The organism is Pseudoalteromonas sp. SANK 73390, assembly GCF_054966645.1.
In genome coordinates, this window is record NZ_ARPN01000108.1 from 50,514 (window position 1) to 77,432 (window position 26,919).

At 39.0% G+C, this 26,919-nt stretch carries 25 protein-coding genes; 8 read left to right on the plus strand and 17 right to left on the minus strand.

Annotated elements, in window-relative coordinates:
* The 5 genes from fliG to SANK73390_RS13975 form a co-directional block, all read right to left on the minus strand.
* Positions 1-1,041, minus strand: a complete 1,041-nt coding sequence (gene fliG / locus SANK73390_RS13955; RefSeq protein WP_462766629.1) for a flagellar motor switch protein FliG — start codon at positions 1,039-1,041, stop codon at positions 1-3.
* Positions 1,034-2,743: a flagellar basal-body MS-ring/collar protein FliF gene (fliF, locus tag SANK73390_RS13960; protein ID WP_261592200.1), complete on the minus strand. Its 1,710-nt coding sequence runs from the start codon at positions 2,741-2,743 to the stop codon at positions 1,034-1,036. Before fliF ends, fliG begins: the two co-directional genes overlap by 8 nt.
* A gap of 22 nt (positions 2,744-2,765) precedes the next feature.
* Positions 2,766-3,098 (minus strand): flagellar hook-basal body complex protein FliE, encoded by a 333-nt coding sequence (gene fliE, locus SANK73390_RS13965; RefSeq protein ID WP_261592199.1) that lies wholly within the window; start codon positions 3,096-3,098, stop codon positions 2,766-2,768.
* 153 nt (positions 3,099-3,251) lie between these two features.
* Complete coding sequence (locus SANK73390_RS13970; RefSeq protein WP_462766632.1) at positions 3,252-4,637, minus strand: sigma-54-dependent transcriptional regulator; 1,386 nt, start codon at positions 4,635-4,637, stop codon at positions 3,252-3,254.
* Positions 4,634-5,737, minus strand: coding sequence for a sensor histidine kinase (locus SANK73390_RS13975; RefSeq protein ID WP_462766633.1), 1,104 nt, complete (start codon positions 5,735-5,737; stop codon positions 4,634-4,636). Before SANK73390_RS13975 ends, SANK73390_RS13970 begins: the two co-directional genes overlap by 4 nt.
* 172 nt (positions 5,738-5,909) lie before the next feature.
* On the opposite strand from SANK73390_RS13975, the gene SANK73390_RS13980 reads away from it, so the two are divergent.
* Positions 5,910-6,524, plus strand: a complete 615-nt coding sequence (locus SANK73390_RS13980) for a DNA-3-methyladenine glycosylase I (RefSeq protein WP_462766635.1) — start codon at positions 5,910-5,912, stop codon at positions 6,522-6,524.
* Here the strand turns inward: SANK73390_RS13980 and SANK73390_RS13985 are convergent.
* On the minus strand, positions 6,511-7,950 hold the full coding sequence (locus SANK73390_RS13985; protein ID WP_462766637.1) for a sigma-54 dependent transcriptional regulator: 1,440 nt from the start codon (positions 7,948-7,950) through the stop codon (positions 6,511-6,513). The two genes, SANK73390_RS13980 and SANK73390_RS13985, sit on opposite strands and share 14 nt — an antisense overlap.
* A gap of 146 nt (positions 7,951-8,096) precedes the next feature.
* Entirely contained in the window at positions 8,097-8,882 is a 786-nt protein-coding gene (locus SANK73390_RS13990) for a flagellin N-terminal helical domain-containing protein (protein ID WP_462766639.1), read from the minus strand.
* A gap of 248 nt (positions 8,883-9,130) precedes the next feature.
* Here SANK73390_RS13990 and pseB point away from each other — a divergent pair, with 248 nt between their 5' ends.
* Genes pseB through pseG form a run of 6 tightly spaced genes read left to right on the plus strand, consistent with a single transcriptional unit; the run spans position 9,131 to position 15,744 of the window.
* Complete coding sequence (gene pseB, locus SANK73390_RS13995; RefSeq protein ID WP_462766641.1) at positions 9,131-10,132, plus strand: UDP-N-acetylglucosamine 4,6-dehydratase (inverting); 1,002 nt, start codon at positions 9,131-9,133, stop codon at positions 10,130-10,132.
* Positions 10,129-11,274 (plus strand): UDP-4-amino-4,6-dideoxy-N-acetyl-beta-L-altrosamine transaminase, encoded by a 1,146-nt coding sequence (gene pseC, locus SANK73390_RS14000; RefSeq protein ID WP_462766643.1) that lies wholly within the window; start codon positions 10,129-10,131, stop codon positions 11,272-11,274. The genes pseB and pseC overlap by 4 nt, the downstream gene beginning before the upstream one ends.
* Positions 11,271-12,146, plus strand: a complete 876-nt coding sequence (locus SANK73390_RS14005; RefSeq protein ID WP_462766644.1) for an aldo/keto reductase — start codon at positions 11,271-11,273, stop codon at positions 12,144-12,146. The genes pseC and SANK73390_RS14005 overlap by 4 nt, the downstream gene beginning before the upstream one ends.
* A gap of 26 nt (positions 12,147-12,172) precedes the next feature.
* The gene (locus tag SANK73390_RS14010) at positions 12,173-12,925 is read left to right on the plus strand and encodes a cytidylyltransferase domain-containing protein (protein ID WP_462766646.1); all 753 of its coding nucleotides are present in this window, start codon (positions 12,173-12,175) and stop codon (positions 12,923-12,925) included.
* A gap of 3 nt (positions 12,926-12,928) precedes the next feature.
* Entirely contained in the window at positions 12,929-14,209 is a 1,281-nt protein-coding gene (locus tag SANK73390_RS14015) for an aspartate aminotransferase family protein (protein WP_462766648.1), read from the plus strand.
* A complete protein-coding gene (gene pseG, locus SANK73390_RS14020) occupies positions 14,209-15,744 on the plus strand; it encodes a UDP-2,4-diacetamido-2,4,6-trideoxy-beta-L-altropyranose hydrolase (protein WP_462766650.1) in 1,536 nt (511 codons plus the stop codon). The genes SANK73390_RS14015 and pseG overlap by 1 nt, the downstream gene beginning before the upstream one ends.
* On the opposite strand, the gene SANK73390_RS14025 is transcribed toward pseG, so the two are convergent.
* On the minus strand, positions 15,736-16,152 hold the full coding sequence (locus SANK73390_RS14025) for a hypothetical protein (RefSeq protein ID WP_462766651.1): 417 nt from the start codon (positions 16,150-16,152) through the stop codon (positions 15,736-15,738). The two genes, pseG and SANK73390_RS14025, sit on opposite strands and share 9 nt — an antisense overlap.
* Before the next feature lie 261 nt (positions 16,153-16,413).
* On the opposite strand from SANK73390_RS14025, the gene pseI reads away from it, so the two are divergent.
* Entirely contained in the window at positions 16,414-17,469 is a 1,056-nt protein-coding gene (pseI, locus tag SANK73390_RS14030) for a pseudaminic acid synthase (RefSeq protein WP_462766653.1), read from the plus strand.
* 126 nt (positions 17,470-17,595) lie between these two features.
* Here pseI and SANK73390_RS14035 read toward each other — a convergent pair whose 3' ends face one another.
* From SANK73390_RS14035 to SANK73390_RS14075, 9 genes are all read right to left on the minus strand, one after another.
* Positions 17,596-18,939, minus strand: coding sequence for an NAD(P)-binding protein (locus SANK73390_RS14035; protein WP_462766655.1), 1,344 nt, complete (start codon positions 18,937-18,939; stop codon positions 17,596-17,598).
* A gap of 55 nt (positions 18,940-18,994) precedes the next feature.
* Positions 18,995-20,047 (minus strand): GNAT family N-acetyltransferase, encoded by a 1,053-nt coding sequence (locus SANK73390_RS14040; protein ID WP_462766657.1) that lies wholly within the window; start codon positions 20,045-20,047, stop codon positions 18,995-18,997.
* Positions 20,034-20,771 (minus strand): class I SAM-dependent methyltransferase, encoded by a 738-nt coding sequence (locus SANK73390_RS14045; RefSeq protein WP_462766659.1) that lies wholly within the window; start codon positions 20,769-20,771, stop codon positions 20,034-20,036. The genes SANK73390_RS14040 and SANK73390_RS14045 overlap by 14 nt, the downstream gene beginning before the upstream one ends.
* Positions 20,764-22,863: a motility associated factor glycosyltransferase family protein gene (locus tag SANK73390_RS14050; RefSeq protein WP_462766660.1), complete on the minus strand. Its 2,100-nt coding sequence runs from the start codon at positions 22,861-22,863 to the stop codon at positions 20,764-20,766. The genes SANK73390_RS14045 and SANK73390_RS14050 overlap by 8 nt, the downstream gene beginning before the upstream one ends.
* Before the next feature lie 22 nt (positions 22,864-22,885).
* On the minus strand, positions 22,886-23,221 hold the full coding sequence (locus SANK73390_RS14055) for a hypothetical protein (protein ID WP_462766662.1): 336 nt from the start codon (positions 23,219-23,221) through the stop codon (positions 22,886-22,888).
* 3 nt (positions 23,222-23,224) lie between these two features.
* A complete protein-coding gene (fliS, locus tag SANK73390_RS14060; RefSeq protein WP_462766664.1) occupies positions 23,225-23,644 on the minus strand; it encodes a flagellar export chaperone FliS in 420 nt (139 codons plus the stop codon).
* Positions 23,645-23,653: 9 nt separating this feature from the next.
* Positions 23,654-25,075: a flagellar filament capping protein FliD gene (gene fliD / locus SANK73390_RS14065; RefSeq protein ID WP_462766665.1), complete on the minus strand. Its 1,422-nt coding sequence runs from the start codon at positions 25,073-25,075 to the stop codon at positions 23,654-23,656.
* Positions 25,076-25,129: 54 nt separating this feature from the next.
* A complete protein-coding gene (locus tag SANK73390_RS14070) occupies positions 25,130-25,582 on the minus strand; it encodes a flagellar protein FlaG (RefSeq protein WP_462766667.1) in 453 nt (150 codons plus the stop codon).
* A 103-nt stretch (positions 25,583-25,685) separates the two neighbouring features.
* Complete coding sequence (locus SANK73390_RS14075) at positions 25,686-26,597, minus strand: flagellin N-terminal helical domain-containing protein (RefSeq protein WP_462766669.1); 912 nt, start codon at positions 26,595-26,597, stop codon at positions 25,686-25,688.
* Positions 26,598-26,919 lie beyond the last annotated feature (322 nt).

The following is a 26,919-nucleotide window of genomic DNA, read 5'->3' on the forward strand; positions in this document are numbered from 1 at the left end:
TTACAAGAACTCCTCACCACCACCACCACCAAGCATAACTTCACCTGAATCAGCTAAGCGACGAGCTGTAGATAAAATCTCTTTTTGAGCGGCTTCTACCTCGCTTATACGTACAGGTGGCATCGCCTCTAAATCATCAGCAAGCATTTCTGCCGCTCGTTTTGACATATTACCGAGAATTTTATCTTTAAGTGCATCATCCGTACCCTTGATTGCTTTCATAAGCACGTCTTGTTGCACTTCACGTAATATTGCCTGAATACCGCGATCGTCCACATCTAATAAGTTTTCAAATACGAACATTAAGTCCTGAATTTGTTGCGACATTTCTTCGTCATGTTCACGAATTGAGTCCATTAACTGCCCTTCGACATTGGTATCCAAGTAGTTCATTATATCTGCTGCTGCTTTTAAGCCGCCCATTTTCGCCGCTTGTGCCCCCGCTTGACCGGCAAATTGTTTCTCCATAATCTCATTTAGTTCCTGCAATGCGGCAGGTTGCACTTCTTCTAGATTTGCAATACGCATTGTTAAGTCAAGCCGCACTTTTTCTGGGAATTGTGACAATATTTCAGCTGATTGCTCTGGCTCCAAATATGACAATACAATAGTTTGAATTTGCGGGTGCTCATTACGGATAATATTGGCAACCTGTTTTGAGTCCATCCATTTTAGAGAGTCTAAGCCCTTAGCCCCTGAACCCATCACAATTTGGTCAATAAGGCTTGCCGCCTTATCTTCACCAAGCGCTGCTGTAAGCGCTTTTTTGATAAAGTCTTCAGATTGAAAACCAATGGTACTAAAGCTTTGTATCTGCTCTATAAACAAGTTATGAACAGCACTTATTTTTGCTTGCGACAAATCATCAAGTGCAGCCATTGCCATACCTACACGTTGAACTTGCTTAGGCTCTAGGTGCTTTAAAATTTGTGCAGCATCTTCTTCAGATAAACTAAGCAACAAAATGGCGGCTTTATCTACGCCATCAAGTTTATCGACGTCATACGCAGCGGGTAGTTGTTTTTGTTCTTCATCAGTCATCTTCTGTTAACCACGCTTTCACTACTTGTGATGATAATTCTGGTTCATTGGCAACGAGTGCACGTACTGCTTTGAGTAAGTCTTCATCACCATGTAAGTCTGGTAATTGTAAAGTACCATCTGATGAGAAGCCAACAGCAGCTGAGTCAAATTCATGATTTAGCATATCTAACGTACTATCTCCTAAATCCACGCCTGCCGTAAGTGAATCTTCATCAAACTCTTCTAACGTATCATCTGGATAAATTAAACGTTTCAGCATCGGTCTAACAACCGCTAGGATCAGTACAATAATGACTAAAGCACCTAATGCTAAACGAGTTGTTTTCATAAACCACTCTTGCTCCCAAAGTGGCAACTCTGCAGCTTCAGCCATGTCTTCTCGTACAAACGGTACTGTTACAACTTCCAGTGCATCACCTCGTTGCATGTCAAAGCCAACTCCACCTTGTAATAAACGGCGAATATTTGCTAAATCTTCTTGTGCTCGTGGTTGCAGCGTTACATTGCCTTCAGCATCGGCTTTGGGTAAATAATCAACCGCCACTGATACACTGATGCGACGGATCACGCCAGTTTGTTGACGCTTATGACTAATTGTAGTGTCTAATTCATAGTTTCGCGTTGCTTCTTTTTGCATTCGACTTGGGTTCGATGCGCTGCCGGCATTACCATTACCTGCTACTTCTGGAATATTTGAGTTCACTGGGGGTTGATTGCTTAAAGCGCCAGGAATACCAACCGCTAACCCGCCAATATTATTCTCTTCAAATGTTGTCTCACTGCGCACTGCTGGCAAGTCAGGGTTGTAGCGTTTTTGGGTCTCTTCAATAGCACTAAAGTCCATCGTTAAATCAACCTGCGCAGTGTACTTACCTAATCCAATAACAGGGATCAAAATACTGTCAATCTTTTCTAGGTATTCTTGTTCCCTTTTACGCTCAAGGTCATATTCTTTGCGAGAACGTGCTGCTAGTGAATCTTGCGAGCCTGAATTCAATAAGCGGCCATTTTGATCTGTAACAGTCACTCGTGCTGGCTCTAGTCCTTGTACAGCAGAAGCAATTATATCCACTATTGAATCTATTTCTTCACCACCTAGGGTTCTGCCACGTTTTAATGTGAGTACTACGGTAGCTGATGGCTTTTTCTCACGACGAGCAAACACGTTTTCTTTTGGTATAGCTAACAGTACTTTTGCACGATTAATGTCGTCTAATTCTTCAATTGTACGCGCCAACTGCTGCTCACGGCTATGCTTTAATCGCTCTCGCTCTAGTCTTTGGCTGACACCAAAGCCCATATCCTGCATTAAAATATCCGTACCCGAACTTGGTGCTTGCGTAAATCCATCACGTGCCATTTGTAGTTTTATGGTTTGGTAATCATTTTCAGCTACCAAGATGGTATTACCATCTAATTCATAATCAATTTTTTGAGCGTCTAAAAAGTCCAATGTTTGCACTAGCTCTTCGGTAGGATATTGACCAAGTGGGCGCATATCTGGTTGTTGTGCCCAAATAATAATAAACACAGCAATAGCTAAGCAGATAGCTAAAGCGATAATTAAAGTAACTTGGCGAAGCATATCAACGCCACTTAGCGCACTCAGATAACCTGATTTTTGCTCTTGCTGTTCACCAGAATCTGCGCCAGTAGCGCCATCCGATAAAGCCAGTTCTGTTGATTGGTTCGTTGCCACAGTTATTCTCCACTACCTAAGCTTAAACAGGCATGCTCATAATTTGTTTATATGACTCTACAAGCTTATTTCTAACTTGTACCGTCGCCTCAAAAGCCACTGACGATTTTTGAGAAGCAATCATGACTTCAGCGAGCGACACGCTGCGATCACCCATCTCCAGTGCCGTTACTTTTGATTTTGCATCTTTTTGCAAGCCACTGACCGTATTAATAGCATCTGATAGCATGTCGCCAAACTGCGCTGATGAATTTGCTGATGTCTGTACTGGCAGACTATCTTGCGGTTTATTGCGTGTAGCTTCTGAAGCTAACGACTGCATTTCTTGATATAAAGCATTGGGTTGAATGTTCATTGTGCTCACCCTTTTTACTAAAGATACATAGATGAAGCACAATTCATGCCAAAATAAAAATCAACTATAACAGTTAGTTACAAACAAAGCGGGCTGTCATGATTTTGACTAGAAAAAGCCAGTATTAAACTGGCTCATGGTATTTGGAAGGGGTTAAGCTGGTAGTGGGATCCCCATGTCACGCATTTTCGCTAACTTATACCGTAACGTTCGAGGGCTCATCCCTAATATTTCAGCCACGTCTTTGCGCTTACCTTGACATCGAGACAAGGTGTCCAGAATCATTTGGTGTTCCTTATCTTGTAACTCTACTTTATAACTTTGACTATCCACACTGTCAGCTATCTCACATTTCGTAGCCAACTCAACTTGAATTTGATCTATTGCTTTATTGTCATTTCGAGACAAAACAGGCTGATGACTTTCTATAAAAATATCATCTGAATTAACTTGCAAGCCTTGGTGTAATATCAAAGCTCGCTGCACAACATTATCTAATTCACGCACATTACCTGGCCAAAAATGTGATAAGAGCTTTTGTTTGGCATCCTCACAAAGTGTTGGTATCGGTTTGCTCGCTTTGGTGCAATGCCTTGCAATCAAATGCTCTGCAAGCACAACAATATCGCCTGGACGTTCACACAATGGCAACCACATTAGTGGAAAAACATTTAGCCGATAGTACAAATCTTCTCTAAAATTACCTGCCGCGACAGCTTCTTTTAAGTCTCGGTTACTGGTAGCCAATACACGTACATCAAGCTCTATGGTTTTTCTGCCACCCAATCGTTCCACTTCACGCTCTTGCAATATCCTGAGCAGCTTTGCTTGCAAGGCTAGGTCCATTTCGGTGATTTCATCAAGTAAAATAGTACCCTTTTGGGCTTGTTCAAATTTACCTGGACAAGCTTGAATAGCTCCCGTAAACGCACCTTTCTCATAACCAAATAGCGTCGCTTCTAGCATATTCTCTGGTATCGCAGCACAATTTATAGCAACAAATACTTCTTGGGCACGCTCAGATTTATCATGGATATAGCGCGCCAAAACTTCTTTACCTGAACCACTTGGCCCAAGTACCATTACACTCGCATCTGACTTTGCGACTTTGGCTGCCAATTCAAGTAACTGGAGGCTTTGTGGGTCTTTAACAACAGGACCATCAGTTTCTTTTTCTTTCACTGGCATGTAGCGGCTTACCATATTCAGTAAAACCTCAGGCGCAAAAGGTTTAGCCATATAATCAATAGCGCCTAATCGCATCGCTTCTACAGCATCGTCAATGGTTGCATACGCAGTCATCATCAACACTGGTAAGTCTGGGTAATTTAGCTTAATTGTTCTAAGCAAATCAATCCCGCTCATAGTGCCCATTTGAACGTCACTGACAACCAAAGAAAAGCTTGCCTGCTTTAGCAAGATAACAGCCTGCTCAGCACTAGATGCTTCGACACAATCAAATCCAGATAAATGTAAGGTGTCAATTAGCGCTTCTCTGAGCCCTGCATCATCTTCCACTACTAAAATAGAATGACTCATACAACCTCCAACTGTTCGGTATTGAATGAAATAGGAAGAAGTAAACTGAAACATGCACCGCCATCTGGCATATTTTGTACTTCTGCTTGCCCTTTGTGAGAATTAGCCACCGAGCTCACCACCGCAAGTCCAAGACCTGTGCCTTGGCTTTTTGTTGTAAAAAACGGTTCAAATACTTTTTCTGCTATTTGCGGGTCTATACCCGGGCCGTTATCTATAACGGAAATTCGCACTTTATCGTCTTCACGCTTTGCACTTACTTTAATTTCGGCTTGTGAACCAATAATTTGAATACTGTTGTGTATCAAGTTTTGTATCGCACTAGCAAGGGCTGTCTTATTACCTATAACCGCAATGTCCGGCTCAGGTAATAACACATCTAATGCACTATTGTTCATGGCCACCATAGCATCAGCACCCGCTTTAACTTCATTGAGCAATTGTCCCATTGAAACAGTTTCAACAACTTGCTGCTCACCACTTTTTGCGAACAACAACATATCATTCACTTGAGACTCGAGATCTTTAAGCCTAGACAAGAGCTTTTCATGAAATCGCGTACGAGATGCTTTTGGTAACGTGCCACTGCCTAAATTTGCTGCATATAACATTGCAGCAGACAAAGGGGTACGTACTTGGTGAGCCAATGAAGCTACCATTTTACCCAATGCACTCAAACGCTGCATATGCGCAACTCTGGATTGCAAACGTCGCGTTTCAGTTAAATCTGTCATTAAAATTAGCTGTCCAGGCTCTGGGGCGAGCGCTGTTATATCAAGTTTGATCAATCGTCCATCTTTAAGAGAAATTTCATGGCCATCATCCTGCTTTGGGTTAAAAGAACGCTGGATAATATTAAACCACTTCTCACCTTCCAGTGGCTCTCCTAACATATCAATAGCGATCTGATTTGCTTTTGCTATCATGCCTTGACCATCGAGTACGACGACCCCTGCAGGCATGGTGTGCACCAGATGGCTTAACCAGCTTGCCTGTTGACGTAATTCACTTAACTCTCCCACATATGCTTCTTGAAGCAGACCTGCAGAGAATGGTGCTGGTGGCACGAACTGTGGATTCAAAACATGTGCTAATGCCATAACATAGCTCTCTAAATTAAAACTCTACACAGACCAATGCAGGATTTAGGCCAAAATAAAATACAATACTTTCAAAAACTTAATCAATACAATTGCATCAAATTTTTGACACTGTTTTTTTATACAGCATCATGTACAATAAATTTTAGGATGATTTATAAGAGGAATTAAAATGTGTACACGGTGCATGTGGTTAGACCTAAGTAAAGAAGATTATATTCGCTATCATGACCAAGAATGGGGTGTGCCGGTACTTGATGACCGAACGCTATTTGAATTCATCACTCTTGAATCTGCACAAGCAGGCCTCAGTTGGTACACCATTTTAAAAAAAAGAGCAGCATATAAAACTGCATTTGCTCAATTTGATGTAAAGCATGTTGCCGCAATGGGCGAGCAAGATTTAATAAAGCTAATGAATAACACAGGGATAGTACGTAACGAAAAAAAAATACAAGCTACGATTAATAATGCAAAGGTATTTATTGAGATTCAACGTAGTCACGGGAGTTTTGCCAGCTATCAATGGCAATTTGTTAATTACTTTCCTATTGTTAATCAAATCATGAGTAAAACGGATTACCATTCTCAAAGTGAGATAAGCGTCGCATTCGCCAAAGATTTAAAACAAAGAGGATTTAAGTTTTTAGGGCCAACTACGGTATACGCACATATGCAGGCTTGCGGCATGATTAATGATCATGACAACAGCTGCTTTAGAAAGCAACAAATTATCGATAGTTATAAAAACATCGATTTTACAAAGATTAAGTCTAATCTCGATTAAGGTTATATTTTTTCATTTTCTCTACCAGTGTGGTGCGTCTAACCCCTAGCACTTCTGCAGCACGTGCCACCACATAATCATAACGCTCAAGTGCTTGCGTAATTAAACTCACTTCTAATTCAGCTAAGTAATCTTTGAGTTCAATACCCGCATCGGGTAATAAACCAATGTGAGATGAAGCATTCATCGTATCTGCAGTCTCTTCTCCTTCCTCTTCAAAGTCACTAAAGCCATCGCTGAATAGTTCATTAAACGCGTCTTTTTCAAGCAGCTCTTCGGGATATTCTGGCTCGTATGCATCTACTTCAATATAACGATATTTATTAGGCAAATCAGTAACATCAACCACTTTATCTGGGAACATAATAACCATACGTTCCACTAAATTAGCAAGCTCGCGAATATTACCGGGCCAATCATGCGCTTTTAAACTTTCAATTGCGCGTTCAGTAAATTTAGCAGTTGTTCCACTTTGCTCGTTAACTCGACGCATCAGCTCTTTAAGTAAAAGTGGAATATCATCTGCTCGTTCATGTAACGATGGGTTTTCAATTGGAAAAACATTCAAACGATAAAATAAATCTTCGCGAAACTTACCTGACTCGATCATTTTTTCTAAATTGCGATGTGTGGCTGCAATTATCCGTACATCAGCCTGAATAGGCTTAGTTCCACCAACCCGCTCGTAACTACGCTCTTGTAACACTCGCAGTAATTTCACTTGCATTTGCAGTGGCATATCCCCAATTTCATCCAAGAACAACGTGCCACCTTGTGCCAGTTCAAAACGCCCCTTACGTGCAGAAATAGCCCCTGTAAATGCCCCTTTTTCATGACCAAACAACTCACTTTCAAGTAATTCACCAGGTATGGCACCACAATTTACAGGTACGAATGGTCCCTGACTACGCTTTGAAAGTAAGTGAACGTTACGTGCAACAACCTCTTTACCTGTACCAGATTCACCTAAAATAAGCACATTAGCATCTGTATTCGCAACTTGAGAGATTAAAAACCTCACCTGTTTAACAGCGTCTGTTTCTCCAACTAAACCATCAAACGTTTTGCTATTGTGCTTACTTGATTTGCCCGGCAACATACGTTGGTATTGCTGGCAGTCATGCAATAATTGCATCGTCACATCATGACTAAAAGGCTCAGAGATAAGGCCAACAACATTTGCCAAGCTCAATAAAGGCTTTAAAGTTTCACCAATCAGTAAAAAAGGGGATGCTGGCAGGGATTTAATTACTTGCTCATGGTCTAGTGTAGATAGTGCACCAAGCACAATAATAGACTCTTTTGGAAATGTAACTCGGTCATCAATATCAGACTCGTCGATGACTTTTGCGCCTTGACCAACAAATGTTAAAGCACCACAAAGACTACTAGCTCGGTTATTATTATTGTCTAAGATCAAAACCATCTTACAAGTCCAACTACTTTTGGCGTGAATATATTATGATTGTAAGGCAGTTAGAAAGGGATGCAATACCTTAGCGGCAAGTTTTTGACACTTTCGCCAAAAAAATGCCACCAGATATATATAAGTTAATGCTTTTGTATTAATTACTATAAAAGTCCGAGTACTGCCGAAGCCGATTGGTTAGCTTGCCCACGCACAGCAATTGATACTTGTGAGAGAATATTATTAGCAGTTTGTTCAGAAATAACTTTGGCATAATCGGTATCTTCAATGCGACTTTGGCTCGCTGCAATATTCTCAGCTTGAGTTCCCAAACTTTTAATTCTACTTGCAACTGTATTTTCAAATGCCCCTAATTCAGCACGCTGAGTGTTGAGATCTTCAGAAACTACTTTAGTCACATCAAGAGCGGCTTGAGCTCCAGCCTGAGTGGATATGTCAATGTTCGCGATATCATCTGCAAAACTACCATCTCGCACAGTTAAACTCTGAGTTGTATTTGCATCAGGCCCAACTTGAAACTGCGTTTCTTGGCCCGTAAAAACAGAGGCCCCACCGAATGAAGTATTATCAAAAGTTTCTGATATTTGTGTCTGTAACTGTGCAACTTCGCTTTGCAAGGCTTGCCTATCTGAATCACTCAAAGCGCCGTTACCAGCTTGAACAGATAGCTCCTCAATTCGAGTTACTGCATCATTAACCCCTGAAAGTGCGGCATCAGCAGTTTGTGAATATGAAATACCATCGTACGCATTTCTTATTGATTGCTGATAACCATCTTGTTGAGAGTTTAATCGGTCTATAATCTGCAATGCTGCTGCATCATCTGCTGCACTATTAACTCGTTTGGCAGAAGCTAACTGCTGATTAATTTTACTAGCCGCTTCTTCTGTACGGTTTAACGCACTAAAACTTGGTGGTGAAATTTTCATAATTCCTCCTGTAGGCACATTTACGTGCTCAAAACACATGCTATTTATGCTTAAATTTTAGTCTTTCTTGATAAAGATGTCACTCTAAGCCATGTTTATTATGTTTGCTACTGGCATAATTACTGCAAAACACTAATAAGTATTATAAAGTACTGACAATTATATTATTTATAACTGACCTATACATCGGTCAATATTCAAACTTTGCATGGTTTGTAAACATATCATTGCAGGGGCTAGGTGACTTTATGTTTGACAATAAATCAATTCTTATCACTGGTGGTACAGGCTCATTTGGCAAAAAGTACACAAAAACATTATTAGATCGCTATAACCCAAAGAAAATTATCATATTTTCTCGAGATGAGCTGAAACAGTTTGAAATGCAGCAAGAATTTGATAGCGATTGTATGCGTTATTTCATTGGCGATGTTAGAGATAAAGAGCGTTTAAACAGAGCGATGCGTGGTGTTGATTTCGTCATTCATGCAGCAGCCCTTAAACAAGTGCCTGCGGCTGAATATAACCCGATGGAGTGCATAAAAACAAATATAACTGGCGCTGAAAATGTGATTGATGCAGCACTGAATAACGAAGTTGAAAAAGTGATTGCATTATCGACCGATAAAGCAGCAAACCCCATCAACCTTTATGGTGCAACCAAGCTAGCATCCGACAAGTTATTTGTTGCTGCCAATAATATTTCTGGGGGGCATCAAACCACATTTTCAGTTGTCCGTTATGGTAATGTTGTATGCTCTAGAGGCTCTGTTGTACCGCTATTCCAAAAGTTTATTGATGAAGGCAAAGATCATATTCCTATTACCCATGCTGATATGACGCGGTTTTGGATTACCTTACAGCAGGGTGTTGATTTTGTTTTGAAAAACTTTGAGCGCATGCTGGGAGGAGAAATTTTTGTTCCTAAAATACCTTCAATTCGTATTATCGATTTAGCAAAAGCAATGGCACCAAGCCTGCCTTTAAAGGTCATTGGCATTCGTCCAGGCGAAAAACTGCACGAAATCATGTGTCCTGCTGATTTAAGCTATGACACTTATGAATATAACGATCACTACGTCATTGCCCCTGGTATTAAATTTAGTAGTCGCAGTAATGACTACACCATCAATGCACTTAGTGAAAAAGGCCAAGCAGTTCAGCCTGGTTTTGAATATAATTCTAAAAACAACGAACGGTTTTTGAGTGACAGTGAAATAAAAAGCTTCAATGAGCTTGCACTAAAATGATCCCGTACGGAAAACAAAATATCAGCCAAGCTGATATTGATGCTGTTGTAAACACACTCAAGTCTGACTTTCTAACTCAAGGCCCTCAAGTTCCTGATTTTGAAAGTGCAATCGCAAGCTACTGCGGTGCTAGCTTTGCTATAGCAGCAAGTAATGCTACAGCCTGCCTACATCTTGCATGTTTAGCTTTAGGTGTTGGTGTTGGCGATCGCATTTGGACCAGCCCAATCTCTTTTGTCGCATCAAGTAACTGCGCTTTATATTGTGGCGCCGAAGTTGACTTTGTAGATGTAGAACCTGAATCAGGTTTAATGTGTACGACTGCATTGCGAAACAAACTAGAACAAGCAAAAAAACTAAACTGTTTACCAAAAGTAATTATTCCTGTTCATTTAACAGGCCAATCTTGCGATATGCTGCAAATTGCTGAGCTGGCTAAACACTACAATTTTAAAATCATCGAAGATGCATCTCATGCAATTGGTGCAACTTATCTGCAAGCCTCTGTTGGTAAATGTCAGTATAGTGATATATGTGTATTTAGCTTTCATCCTGTAAAAATTATCACAACTGGTGAAGGTGGCGTTGCCACAACTAATTGTAAAAAGTTAGCCAACAAACTTTCTCATCTTAGAAGCCATGGGATCACCAAAGATCCCTCTCTGATCAATGACAAAAGCCAAGGCAGTTGGTATTACGAACAAATGGCGCTCGGGTTTAATTATCGTATGACCGATTTACAAGCTACATTGGGCAGCAGCCAGTTAACACGGTTAGATAGTTTTGTTAGTCGCAGAAATCAACTCGCAAGCCGATATAAACAGCTCCTAAAAGGCCTGCCCCTATCTTGCGTAAACATACATACCGAAAACTATAGCAGTTATCACTTGTTTATCATTTTGCTTGATGACTCAACAAAAAGGCGTGCTGTATTCGAGCATTTAAAAGAAAATGGGATCGGGGTAAATGTTCACTACATTCCTATCTATTGGCAACCGTATTATCAGGCTTTAGGTTTTGAAAAAGGGTATTGTAAAAATGCTGAACAATTTTATGAGTCTATTATTACATTGCCATTGTATCCTGAACTGCAAACACATGAGCAAGACAAAGTTATTGAACAATTAAAAGCATGTTTATGAAGTTAGCAATAGGTACTGTTCAATTTGGCTTAAGTTATGGCGTCACCAATCATGATGGCCAAGTCAAGAACCATGAGATCAAAAAAATTCTTAATTTAGCGCAACAATCTGGCATTAGATTGTTAGATACCGCTCGTGCATATGGAAAAAGTGAGCAAGCACTTAGTCAATATGACAGCTTAGAGACCTTTAAAATTGTTACCAAGATACCTAGCCTAAATGCAGAAAATAAAGACATTAAGCAAACCTTTATGCAAAGCCTAGCAGCTTTAAAAGTAGACTGCGTCTATGCGTTACTTTTTCATAACGCAGATGACCTATTATCTCCAGACGCCAATACTTTTTTTGAGCAAGCACTTGAGATAAAAGCACAAGGCCTTTGTGAAAAAATAGGGGTTTCTGTATACACACCAGAACAATTAGCAAAGATAAGCGACAACTTCCCAATAGACGTAGTTCAAATACCACTAAATTGTTTTGATCAACGCTTTGCCCAAAGTGCATGCCTTGAATTATACAAAACCCATAATATCGAAGTACATACTCGTTCATTATTTCTTCAGGGCGCTTTATTAAGTGATATACAAAGCTTGCCAGCTCATTTTAATGAATTTAAGAGTGACTTTGAGCGCTTTCACAAAGTATGTACTGAATTACAGTGCACTCCTATTATTTTAGCGCTAGCCATCGCCTTGCATTTTGATTTTATCAGTCAAGCCATTGTTGGTGTATGCTCAACGAATCAATTGGAAGAGATACTAACCAATTACGCTAAAGCCCAACAACTGCTCCCTCTTCACCCCAAACATATTAAAGTACTAAAGTGTGATGATTTAGAGCTTATCAATCCGGCAAATTGGCCGATAAACTAATATCAGTGCAGTAAGAATCAACAAAAATGAAAATAAACGTATTTATTCAGGCAAGAATGACATCTAGTCGACTCCCCGGTAAGGTACTTGAGAACATACTCAACAAACCTATGTTATTGCATATTATAGAACGTCTTAAGTACACAGCCACAATAGACAAAATTGTGGTACTTACTAGCGATCAAATATCAGATGATGCCATTGAAGAATTTTGTACAAATTATCAAGTTCATTGCTTCAGAGGCCCTTTAGACGACGTATTGCAGCGATTTTATCTAGCGAGCATCGCATACCCTAGTGACCATATTGTCAGGATCACCGCTGACTGTCCGTTAGTCGATAGTGCAATAGTTGATGAAATAGTGAACTTACATTTATACAAAAACGTAGATTTTACAAGTAATTGCCATCCAGCAACCTTTCCAGATGGCCTTGATGTTGAAATTATGAAAACTAGTGCACTGAGAACAGCGCATCATGAAGCAACAACCGCATATCAGCGTGAGCATGTTACTCCATATTTATTCACTCAGCCTGATACGCTTACATGTGCAAATTTTGAAGCAAATGAATTAATACCTGACTACCGATTAACAGTAGATCACCCTCAAGACTTACAACTAATAAAAAATATATATGAGTCCCTTTACAAAACTGAGCCAAATTTTAACCTAAGCAGTACGCTTAAGCTCCTTTATAAACACCCTCAGTGGCTAAAACAAAATGAACATTTTGAAAGAAATGAAGCTTTGAAAAACAATGCTGTTGGAGATAAATAAATTATGAACCGCTTTGATAATTCAAATCAAAACTTAGTACGCGCACTAGAGTATATACCCTTAGGTGCGCAAACATTTAGTAAAAGCCAAATGGCTTTCCCCAAAGGTGCGGCCCCATTATTTATCAAGCGTGGACAAGGGTGTATTGTTACTGATGCCGATGACAATGAATACATAGATTTCGTGAATGGATTATTAGCAATCTCTTTGGGCTACTGTGACCCTTGTGTTGACCAAGCGGTAATGAAACAAATGCAATCTGGCGTTTCTTTCTCTTTATCTCATCCTATAGAAATTGATGTTGCTGAAAAAATTTGTGAACTAATCCCGTGTGCAGAGCAAGTTCGATTTGCTAAAAATGGCAGCGACGCAACATCTGCAGCAATCAGGCTTGCCAGGGCTTACACAAATAAAGAACACATTGCAGTGTGCGGCTATCACGGCTGGCAAGATTGGTACATTGGCAGTACATCTAGAAACTTAGGGGTACCCGCTTCTACACAAGCGCTTACCCATACTTTTGAGTATAATAACCTTGAGTCACTTGAGCAGCTGTTAAAGTTCCACGATATAGCGGCTGTTATTATGGAGCCAATGAATATAGCATACCCTGAAAAAGGGTATTTAAAAGGCGTTAAATCGTTATGCGAGCAATACCAAGCTGTATTAATTTTTGACGAGACGATCACTGGATTTCGGTTTGATTTAGGCGGAGCGCAATCTCTATTCGGGGTATCCCCTGATTTGGCAACATTTGGTAAAGGCATTGCCAATGGCTTCCCTATTTCAGTCGTTTGTGGCAAAAAAGAGATTATGGCGTTAATGAACGACATTTTCTTCTCTGGTACTTTTGCTGGGGAGACACTATCTCTGGCTGCGACCTATGCCACAATCGAAAAAATACAACGTAGCCAAGTCACACAACATTTAAGTCAACTAGGCTCACTGCTGACTGACAAGTTAAATAAAATCATTATCGATAACGATATACAAGATTGGGTTTATACTTCAGGTCACCCAAGCTGGTCGTTTATTCATATCGCGAATCAAGGAAAGTACAGCGCAATACAACTACGTTCGCTATTTATACAGGAGATGGCCAAGCGTGGTATATTAATAAATGCAAGCCATAACCTTAGCTATGCGCACAAAGAGAAACATATTCAAACACTACTCAAGGCCTACTCGGAGGTACTTCCTATCTTGGCTAACTGCGTTGCAAAGCAAAACCTAGAGGAGCTTTTCTCAGGCGAACCACTGCAAAGCGTATTTAAGGTAAGATAATGATTAACATAGCCGTAAGAGTAGATGTCAACGCATCCATTGGTGCAGGACACTTTATGCGTTGCTTAGCGCTGGCTATCGGCTTTAAAAACACACTATTACAGGCTAAGGTCGAGTTTAAAATAACTTTTATATGTGCTGATGATATACCCAAAAGTTATCAATCTATGTTATCTAAACATAGCTTTTCACTCGAAGAAGTTTATCGTCATAGTAATAATAACCAATGGCTTATTAACGACGCTCAAAGTGTAGCAAAAGCTATCAGCCGATTTGAGTCTATTCAGCTACTGATAATAGACCATTACAATATCAAAAAATGCTGGTATGTCTCATCAATATCAACTCGAGTCGATAAAACACTTGTTATTGATGATTTAGCGGACCGAGAACACCAATGCGACTTTTTACTTGATCAAACACTAGATGCAAAAGCGTTACGTTATCAAAGCCTAGTCCCAAATAACTGCAAATTATTACTCGGAAAAACATATATGTTATTGCGAGATGAGTTTTCTAGTTTACGTAAAAAGGCACTTGCAAAACGTCAATCAACCCAGACTATTCAAAACGTACTTATAAGCCTTGGCGGTTCAGATACCAGTAAAGTAAACAACATTGTAATTGGCGCTATTGAAGCGTTAAATACCTCTCTTTTAGCCCCTGTGAACGTTGTACTCGTAATTACAAGCCAATGTAGCGAATTAGACTACTATCACAGTACTGAACAAAAATACCCCTGGTTTAGCGTGCAACAGAATGCATCAAATATGGCAGAGCTGATGTACCAAGCTGATATAGCAATCGGCGCAAGTGGCTCTTCGGCTTGGGAGCGCTGCTGTTTAGGTTTACCAACACTCGCTATCGAGTTTGCAGATAATCAAGCGCTAGTACTTGATAAGCTATCCCAACGTAACGCCCTTATAAACCTTGGCAAAGCCAAGGAGCTGACTCAGGAAACAGTCAAAAATGCACTCTCTACAATCATAAATAAACCTGAACAATACCAAAGCATGAGTGAAAATGCATTCAAATGCTGTGATGGCAAAGGTGTTGTAAGAACAATACAAAAGCTCCAATTATCAGTGGTAAACTTGCGCCCAGCAGCAACTGAAGACAAAGACCTCTTATTTGATTGGCAATCACAACCTTCAGTGCGTAAGTACTCAAGGTCAAACCACCAGATAAGTTATGAAGAACATTGCCATTGGTTTGCACAATCTCTTAGTAACAACCCCACCCGCCACCTTTTTATTGTGAAGGAGTGTTGGCAAGATGGTTCAGAATGCTCTGTAGGAATGCTTAGGCTTGATTTACAAAATTCTCAATACGAAATTTCAATTCTTATTTGCCCGTCACAACAAGGAAGAGGGCTGGCTTTAAAAGCGATTGAATCAATACCAAGCAAATATAAAAGTTTACCAATCACCGCAACAGTGCATCCAGATAATATTGCTTCGCAAATTTTATTCTCCAAGGCAGGATTTACAAAAGTTGCAAAAGACTTATTTATACTTGAACCACTTTTAACCTGATGAGGCTCCATTATTCAGAGCGAGCTCGTAATATTTCAAAACACTGATCTCTGGATCATTTACAATCTTCTCGAAACAAACTGAGGCGAAAGGGTATGACCTTCCGCCATAATTTAAAACAATAAATGGCGCATCCGGATCACTTTGATCCATAAACCATTCCCCGCCTAGCTGGCTTTTAAATATTTCACCAACAAACGCGCCTAACATAGTACTTACCGTAAACAGCATTCTATTATCTAGTGGCTTGTTTTCGTGTTCTTGTGCTAGATCGAGCAGAATAAGATCTAACTGCTGTATACCCGCTGGGTCGAGTTCAACCTCTAGACTAGCAAGTTGTTTAATATAGCCAATAGCATCTTGTGCTGATTCAGCCATCAATTGACTCAATTGTTGTGGTTCAGTCATAATAGTCAACTCATAAATTAGTTAGTTGTATTTTTGCAGCAAAAAACGCTCCAACGTCAAACTAAATATTTCACCAAAACTAAAAAATAATTACAAAAATAATAAGTTACCAACTCAGCATATAGACTTTTAATTAAGCAAGCAAACACCGTAACAAAAGTCTAAGCAAAAATTGAGGTAAGGTTTTGCCCACCATAAAGTGAACCACAGCAAAAAGTAAGATACAATTTATAGCATCATTACCTTATCTAAATTAGTATCATGCTCAAAAATATAATATTGGACAATGTCACTATCAGTGAGAATAGCTCACCTTACATTATCGCTGAAATATCAGGTAATCATAATGGCGATATTGAACGCGCTAAAAGTCTCATAAAAGCAGCTAAAGATTCTGGGGCTCAGGCTGTGAAAATACAAACGTATACCGCTGATACTATGACCATTGACTCTGATAAAGCGGACTTTCAAATTCAAGGTGGTTTGTGGGATGGTAAAAATCTCTACCAGCTATATGAATGGGCCCATACACCTTGGGATTGGCATCAGGCATTATTTGATTACGCAAAAAAACTTGATATCACCTTATTTAGCTCTCCATTTGATGAAACTGCCGTTGATTTTTTAGAATCTTTAGGTACACCAGCGTACAAAATTGCGTCATTTGAACTAATTGATCATCCGCTAATTGCCAAAGTTGCACAAACCAAAAAGCCGATGATTATGTCGACTGGCATGGCCAGCTACGAAGAAATAAGTAATGCTATTGAAGTTGCTCAAAAAAATGGGAATGAAGAATTGATCATCTTACATTGTATCAGTGGTTATCCAACCCCAATAGCCGATTCAAATTTGAGAGCAATACAAAAACTGCAACAAGATTTTAATGTACATGTAGGGCTGTCGGATCACACTTTAGGGACTGTAGCCGCTATAGCTGCAACAGCCTTGGGTGCTAGGGTTATCGAAAAGCACTTTACTCTGAAACGCACTGATGGCGGCCCAGATGCCGCATTTTCTTTGGAGCCAAATGAGCTAACGGAATTATGTGAGATGACTTACTCTGCTTGGCAAGCATTGGGATTCGCAAATTATGATCTAAAAGAAGCTGAATCACCAAACCTGCAATTTAGACGTTCAATTTATGTCGTCAAAGATGTTAAAAAAGGAGAAGTTTTTAACGAAGATAATTTGCGCCGCATACGCCCAGGTTTTGGCTTAGCACCCAAATATTACAAAGATGCGTTAGGTAAGATAGCATCTCAAGATATTCAAAAGGGTAGCCCATTTAGCTTTGAACTGTGCAGAAGCAAGTAATCTTGTCACTGCACTATTATTGGTTAAACCAAAAATATCCAAGTTCAACTCTCGGATAAACACTGTTTCATTATTCATCTTGATTTGCTACTTTAATTACCGAGACAACTTTATAACTGAGCATTTTTATCGTGTTTTGATGATTTCGTTAAATGCTTCTAGCAAAATGCCATATACAAAAAACTGAGTTTTACTCGCCTTTCCTAGTAAAGTTATATTATCAATTGTATTTTGCACATGCTCTATTTGACGAGTTTTCTCATTTACAAATTGATTTGTAAATATTGGGAAACCCATAGGAACTTTTATCTCATCAGCAGAAAGTAAGATTGCGTTATCACATACGTATCCAAGACGCTTTAAATCTTGTGCCAATTTCACATTCAATTGCTGACCACTTTCATTTGAATAAAGCACCTCAGCAGTACAGTGATAACGGCCCTCTTCATGTTCATCTAGTAAATTAGGGTAAAATGTTACTCTAAAGCAATCACAGTCCAATTCATTAATATTAGAATAATAGTTGCTGTCTAAAAAAGGCTTATCAAACACCAAGTGATGTAAACTCATAGGGCTAAATTCTGGCTTTATATCGCAGTGATATTCACTCGCCAGCGCTTTAATTGCAAAAATTGGTGGTATCGTCCAAATAACATGTGATGTAGGTAGCGCACGCCCATCTGATAGAATTACTTGCGTTATTTTTTGCCTATCGTTTTCAAGCTTATCAATAGTGATATCCGTTTCAAATTTGACACCTTTCTCTTTCGCTTGCTGAACCAAGTGCTCTATCCACAAAGCAATACCCTGCTGCTTCGGGTAAAACTTTTTCGCACCACTTAGCCCATTGTAATAACTTGAAAATGCGAGCTTTTTATCTAATTTCTCTATTTTCTTAAGTTCTTCACTCAGGTTAGCGTCACCAAGTACATACCTATTAAATGCGAAAATAATATGTACACATGGATGTAACTCACACAACTCAGATTGCTGCATTTTTCTAAATAGAGGTCTGAGTACTTTATCTGTGATAGTTTGGCCATAATTATTAAGTGCAAACTCCTCAAGATTGGACGCTTCATCAATATCTTGTCCTGGACTTAATAGTAGCTCTGACAAAGCTAATTTGTAATCGTACTCTGTTAGGTGATGTAACGGAATAAACTGAGCTTCATCATAACGCTTCCCTAAAAAGCTGTTAGAAACTTTAGTAACATCATAATGATTCCATAATTCAGGATTTTCATAAATACCCTTGAATAAGATATTATCTACTTCAGGAATACTAGTTTCTGACAGAATATGCGTACCAAAGTCAAAGCTTATGCCTTGTTCATTAGTCCAAGACTTTAATAAACCACCTAGCTGTTTACTACTCTCAATCAGTGTCACAGAGTCATACTTATCTGCTGCCAAAATTGATGAAAACAATCCAGCGACCCCCCCGCCCACTACTACACAACTCTTCATACAACCACCTTGGACTATTAACGAACAGCTTATTTTCTTAAATATAGCAAGCAGCTCATTGATCTAGCGCATCATAGTGAACATCAACGGTTACTTTAAATTTGGAGTGCGTCATAAAGCCTTCTTTGAAATGGCCTATTTGAGCCTCTTTAATTGATGGGTTCATCCACTCACTCTCATGGCTCCTTGCACCGATATGGTACCAGGATAAGCCTAGCTCTCTCATATATTCAATCGCGGTATAATGCGCAATATGACTTACAGGCTTATCATATAAGTCTCTATCATACACGCCAGTACAATAGTAAGCAGTTTGTGAGCTGTAACCAAATATCGCAGCTCCAATCAGTTTATCCTGGTCATAAACCGTCACAGCAAATGCCTCGTTTGAATTAATCGCTTTTAATTGTAACTCCCAAGATAGATCTGAACGCGTTTTTCTCTGCGATACCTCATAGTGCAATGCTTTAATGAGAGCAAACTCATCCTTCTCCATATGGGTCACAATACGAACATGCCAAAGCACTTTACCATCTCTGATATGTTTTTTATATTTATCGCGAATAGACTGAAGGTATCGCTGTTCAGGCATTGTTAAATCACAAAGTAATTCTTGGGAGAACTTTAACTCCCCTTTATTTTGCAATATCGATAGCCATGCTTCAGATTCACCTGAGGTGAATAAAAACTGAAACCTTACCTGTTCTAAATTGAAAAACTTAGCAAGATCCCTATAAAAATGGTAGCATTTCTGTAGTATTTTTCGTTTTTGCTTTCGTGTTAAGTTACTTGAAAGGATAGGAGGAAGTAGTCCACCGGCATTAGATAACAGCTGCCTTATATTATCTTCAGTTCTAAGTAAATTGAAGTGAAATAGACCACAAACCGTTTCACCTAAAAAAAGTACAATAGTGTAGTTATTTGCCTCATTTCCAGAAAAGTTTAGGTACTCTGTTTGATACTCAACCATCCAAGGCATATAGTCTATATCTGAAGTGCTTAATATTTCATGAGCAGATACTATAAAGCTATCGTTATTTACAGTGCCTTTAAGCCCATGCTGATCAAGTATACGGCAGATACTATTAAAATCATTACGCGAGTCCATGTTTAAAACCTGAGACAACTAAGAATTCAAAATATTCTTTCCCTAAATTATATGTTCTCCCAACTTGCTCACAATAATCAGTAGTAATGCTTACATGCTTCAAAAGTTGTTTATATTGTTCAAGGGAACAAAATCTAAATGGATACTGCTGTCCTAAAAAAGGAGAACCATCTCTTACAATACTATCGAGCGTCCAATCATCTAACAAAGCAGCTCCTCTATGGTCTATAAAAGCGTCACTATTTACTGAAGGAGTATATGAAAAAAATAACCCTCCAACTTTTAAACAACGCGCAACCTCATCAAGACAGCGCTTAAATTGCGATTCGATCAAGCAGTTGGTTGAAAAAACATCTACAATAACATCAAAAAATTCATCTTCAAATGGTAGGCTTTCAAAGCTACCTTGTACTAAAGTAGCTGAGGTTTTCCAATGACTAAGCATCTTACTTGCAAGATTAATAGCTTCTCCAGAAAGGTCAATCCCGTAACTATCAAACCCCTCTCGCGATAACATCCACAAGTTTGCTCCAGACCCACAACCAAGCTCTAAAACACGAATATGTTTACGGTCCGAATGATTAGTTGAATTAAAAAAGTGCCTTCCAAAAAATCGAAGCAACTCCTCGTTTGGATATAACCGTTGGGCTTGAAAACCAGCGCTACTATAAGAGGTATCATACCAGCTCTGTGTTTGATCAGTGAGCGCTTTACTATCAGTCATCTTTTAACAGGTCCATAAGATAACTTTCTTGCTCATCCTGTGCATCCAGCACACCAGCATAAAGCGATTTAGCATCAGTCAAATACTGAATCAATACTCTAAAGGTACGGTTCAACAGCAATACTGTTTCTTCCTCACTAGCAAAACCATAAAGCATCATTCTAAATATAGAATGTACGTATGTTAAAGAGCCATCCAATAGAAAATAAATATGGCGATACCTAGTGCGACCATAAGAATATAAAAAGCGAACCTGCAACTTTAATGCTGTTGCAATTTCACTTCTTGTAGTGAACTCTTTATCTACAAATTCAATTAAGCCATCACAGACGTTATTAAACTCATCTATTGCTAACCATTTTTCATACTCAGTTTCGTCGATTTGCCTATCAATAAAAGATTCTTGTTTTATATAATCAATAACATCATGCTTGTTTGGTAAGTTAGTAGCCAAAAGCATATCTTCAATTTTTAAAGGTATTGTATTTTCAATCTTTGCTCCATCAGAGCAATTAAATGTACTAACAGTCTTCTTAAAACGACCAAACAAATGCCCTAGCTGTGAGTTGCCAACATTGAAAAACCCTGTAGTTAAAACCTTATCACAAAAATTACCCGCAACTTCTATCTCACCGGCGGTGATAAGATCAGCAATTCTCTTTTTCTCGGTACCGTCAGCATTAAAATATTTACTATCTTTCGAGTGATGATATTTTGGATCTTTATAACCACCATCTACTCCCATTAAATAAATATCTTCAAACCCGATGTAGCAAGCAAACGCTGATGCCAAATTCGCAACTAATGGGTTACAAAAAGTAAGTTGTTCATAGTTAGAATATTTATCAATAAACTCTGAAGAAATGGTTGTGCCTGGTTCAGCTGCTTTAAAACCAATTCCTGTCCAGCCGAATAATTTACTACAATCAGGATGCATAACATTGACCGTCAAAAAAGCAACTTGGTCTAAAATATCTTTTTCTACAAATTCATTGTAATAATCATACGTGAACTTCGTTCGTTCTAGAGCGACATGAAAATCAGGTATAATGCCATGCTTTATTAAAGTAGATATCGCGGAACCACAACTAAAAACAACCACTTTTTCCTTTTGAGACTTGATTGTCTCTATCGCCAAATCCAAAGATGGTCCATTACCTACAATAAATGCTGGAATGCTGCGATACTTTCTAGGTAATGTGCTGTTTTTTTTCAATGTCGGCAGTTTAGCCATTGCATTATGATAATCGTGAGCGATGCTTATCACTCCATCGTCAAAAAAGCCCCAGCCAATTGCAACCATATGAAAATCATGCTGAAATTTGGTAATTAAAGTATTAAGTTCCTTTGATGGATAATGTTGATATAACAATGCTGATACTGAGTTGAAAGCGCCGCGATGTTTCATTTCATTTATAAAGTCATTACTAAAATCTTCAAAGCTTACACCGACATTTAAAACAATAACGCCATCTCGCTCATCAATTTTTCTTAAAATTCGCTCCCAATTACATACAAATAAACTCGCGAAGAAAAAGTCTTTATTCGGCTCACATAAATAGATATGGTCAATAGTAACTTTATTTATTAACTCTTCTATGTGATAACCTAATCCAACACCAAAGATGATACTAGAGCCAATATGCTCAGGTAGCTTTGTTAAAGGATCAAGCTGTTTCCGTGCTTCAAGCAATTCCTGGTACATTATTTTTAAATACTTCGTATGAATAAATGTGTTAGTAACATCTTCTGAAGTGTTAAAGTTAAGTGAGCTAAACCGAGGAGATTCAATTAACCTCTCAACTTGTTGGGAACATTGCTCTGGTGGATTATCATTGTATAAAGTGCTATTCGTGATAGGATCAATTATGTTTAGATGCCCTGATTCACTGCATATTAAATTTAGGTTTGCAGGTTTATAGTGCCTAAATGTGTTAGCTATTTCAGGTAAGTACTCTGAGAATGCTAATATATTTTTTTCAAAAACAAGTGGCATCGACTTTTCTAATTCTTTTTCTAAAGTCTGCTTATGTGATAGCTTGGCTATTTGCTCTTCTGCAAGCTTGAGGATGGATTCTAGTTCAGTTGACATTATTTCTCTCAAAAGATTCTGTTCAGGTGGTCTTATAGACGCTCGCTCTTTTTGTGTTACTTCGTAAGTCTAACAATGCATTTTTCACTTCAACTTTTTTATCTAGAAAAAAAGTAATTAGGTATTTATCTTGCTCACTTACCTGTTCGAGAATAGCTTTCTTTTGTTGATTTTGATCTTCGTCTAGTTCTCGCATATCAATTAAGCTCTGAATCAACTGATTACGATTACTCGATTCTAAAACGATTTTTTCTATTACATTATCATCGTCATCAAAGCATTCGATATAAGCCTGTATACTTTCTCCGCTTTTTACAATTTGCTCTATCAATTTTGAAAAGCTACCTTCTTGCTGCAAACCTTATCCCCTTTCCATTTGCATCGCTAGAGCCTTATCTACATCCTCTCTTGGGATAGCATCCCACGCACCTTTTATCTCTCTTAAAAGAGTCATTACTTCATCTAATGGTTCAACAGACTTCTCAATACTAGCATCAGTTATACGCGCATTCATATACTCATATAAACTACTCAAATTTTGAGTCACATCTTGCCCTTCTGAATGATCTAAAGACTCCATCAAAGCTAAAATAATTGCCGAAGCCTTAGATAAATGCTCAGCTTTTCCTGCTAGATCGTTACGCTCGATACAGCCTTTTCCTCTGGCTATTCTTTCCAGAGCACCTTGCATAAGCATTTGAATAATCATATAAGAGTCAGCACCAGCCAAGCGTGATTTGACACTTTCTTTTTGGTACGCTTTTGATATTAAACTAGCCATAATAAAGCCTTATTTCTTTTGTACAAATCCAGGTAAATTACTAAGTGATGCTGAAATTGCATTACCCTGACTTCTTAAACCGGCAACCAAAACGTCTAAAGATGCGTACTTTTCACGCAACCTACTTTCGTAAAGTTCCATACGATATGCGTGGTTATCACGATCATCAACCAAGTCTCGTTGTTCTCTCTCCAAAGAATCTTTCTGAGTTGAGATTAGACCGCCCGATTTTAGATATATGTCTACAGTATCACTTAATGTTTCAGCAATGTTACCACTACCTGCAAAAAGCTTGCCAATATCATCATAAGATTCTTTCAATACTTCCTCAAGTGTATTAACCCCAGACGTTTTAATGGATAATTTACTTTCTTTTTCTAGGCTAAAACCTGCGTCATAAAGTGTTTGCAAATTACCCGCACCTGAAACTAAACCACCCATTTTGTTGACAAGTGAGTCTCTAAGGCCACGAGCTGGAGCATCCATAGTTTTTGCATCAACCATAGTATTAAGAGTAGAAATGAGTGCATTGTAACTTTCTACAAACTTATTCAACGTTTCTTTCACAAATTCAGTATCAGTTGCAACATCTAGCTTTGCAGTCAAAAGGTTAGTTGCATCATTTGGGTCTTGAGGACTTTTGTTAAGCACAGTAATGGTTGAGTCTTGGATTGCATTTTCAAACGTATTAGAACTGCTTTTGACCTCAATACCGTCGATCTCGATAATAGCATCCTGTGCAGCATCATTTACTGGATCAATTGCTAACCCACCGCTGCCCTCGATACCACCATTGGCGGTAGTTGATACTCGATCAAGCTCTGCAGTATTGTTAGTCACCGAAAGGTCGTTACCTTCTCCAGTTTCTGATGACGTTAAGACTAGCTTAGACTTATCGCCCGTGTTTATTATGTTAGCAGAAACTCCGAAGTTATCGGAACTCTCATTTATAGCAGTTCTCAGATCTGCTAATGTAGCACCTGCATCCAAGGTAATATCAAAAGTTTTGCCACCCGCAGCAAATGTTAAAGTGCCCCCAGAGGCAGTCACTACATCTGTCGTAGCACCATAAGCATTGGCATCTGATTGGACTGCTCGACTTCCTTGCGCCAATTGTTTGACAGCCACATTGAAAGACCCTTCTGTTGCCGTACTTTGTGAAGAGACAGAAATAATGTCGGCTCCAGTTGGTTGCGTAACAGTCGATGTTCTTTTATTAAAGTTAGATATATCTTTAAGTACATCTAGGGTAGACTCAAATGTACTTAAATCTGACTTCATCTGACCCAAAGCGCTTAACTGAACTTTTAAAGTATTCTCTTGCTTGTCAAAGCGAGCCACTTTTGGGGCATTTTCGGCGTCGAGAGTTGCTGCAATTATACCCTCCAAATCCAAGCCAGACCCAACACCAGCTGACGTTATTGTCGCCATTACAACCCCCTTTAAAAAACTAGTTCACACTTAAATTATGAATTAATCACCAATTCACGCTTGTTTATCAAGCAATAAACCGCGAGTCTTATTCATCTCATCTGATAATGTATCTATTCGCTGAGACATTTTAATAAACTCTTCGGATGGAATTTGACGAATTACATCCTTGTTATCCTTATCAATGACCCTAACAACCGTCTGGCCTTCATGTTCTGTAACAGAAAACTCAAGTGATCTAGAACGCAATTGCAAGGATGATTCAACACCATCAAATAACTTGGTAAAACTATCTAGCATTGAAGCATAATCACTTTTGGTGACACTATCTGCCAATTCTACTTCTTTGCTTAACAAGTTATCGGCAGGTTCTGAAGAATCATTACCTATTTTTAACTTGTCACCTGACGAATCTAATGTTTTTTGTCCGGATACCTTTGTATCTGTTAAATAACCACTATTTTGCTCAAAAATTCTCGGCTCTTGAGAGCCTATACTAGAAGACATAATTCTCTCCTAACTATATGTTGATATGAGAAAGCAGCTTAAAATAAACCCAATTTTAAGCAACCTCCCCATATAATATAATAGCATGCTTAACTTTTTATACCTACCCAAGCAATGATAGAGCCGTTTGCGGACGCTGATTTGCTTGACTCAGTATTGATGAACTTGCTTGTTGCAAGATCTGCGCTTTAGTTAGCTGCGCCGTTTCTACCGCGAAGTCCGCATCTTGAATACGTGAACGTGCTGCAGATACATTCTCAATAACATTAGTCTGATTACGAATAGTTGATGAGAAACGGTTTTGTTTAGCACCTAACTCCGCACGTTTGGCATCTATCGCCCCTATCATCGCATCTACCGCACCTAGCAAAGACTGTGCTTTATCTACCGAAGTGAACGATAGACTACTCACATTAGCAAACGCAACCGAGGCACCCTCGCCAGTACCAGTAATATCTGATGCTGCAGCCGCCAAGTCACTCACCGTAAAACTAGCAACACTGACTGTTGAGCCATCAAATGAGGCGATTGAGGTCATTGTTAAACTAATAACTTGGCTTGCATCAGCACCGACTTGAAACTCTGCACTATATGTACCATCTAGTAAGTTGGTACCACCAAATGTGGTATCTGCTGAAATACGGTTCATTTCTTCACCAAGCTGGCGCATTTCCAGCTGCAGTGCAGCCCTATCTGAATCAGTATTTGAACCATTTGCCGCTTGTGATGCCAAAGTACGAACACGTTGGAACATACTGGTCATTTCATCTAGCGCGCCTTCTGCTGTTTGCGCCAATGAAATACCGTCATTCGCATTTCGATTCCCTTGTGTTAAACCATTGATTTGTCCTGTAAGACGACTGGTGATCTGCATGCCTGCGGCATCATCTTTAGCACTGTTGATACGTAAGCCAGACGATAAGCGTTGGAAAGCTGTGTCTAGCGTATTACCTGATTTTGATAGTTGTCTTTGAGCATTTAAGCTCGAAACATTTGTATTTACATATAAAGCCATTATAGCCTCCTGTCATTGAATTCAGTGCCTAGTTACCAAACTTAAACTCTAAAATTGCAAACGCCCGAATGAATGCAATTAATTGGTAACCTGCCACATTTCTGATAGCAAACGGATTGCCTCATGTTATAAATCGGCTGTATAACAGAAACCTTTAGCTTTTTTTATATTTATTTTTATTTTTATTTTTATACTTGCATAACAAATTGAAATTTAATAAATTTCAGAACCTAAAATAACAAAAGCCCTTCATATGAAGGGCTTTTGTTACTCGTAACAACTACATACCACGCTTAACCTTGCAGTAATGACAGCGCCGACT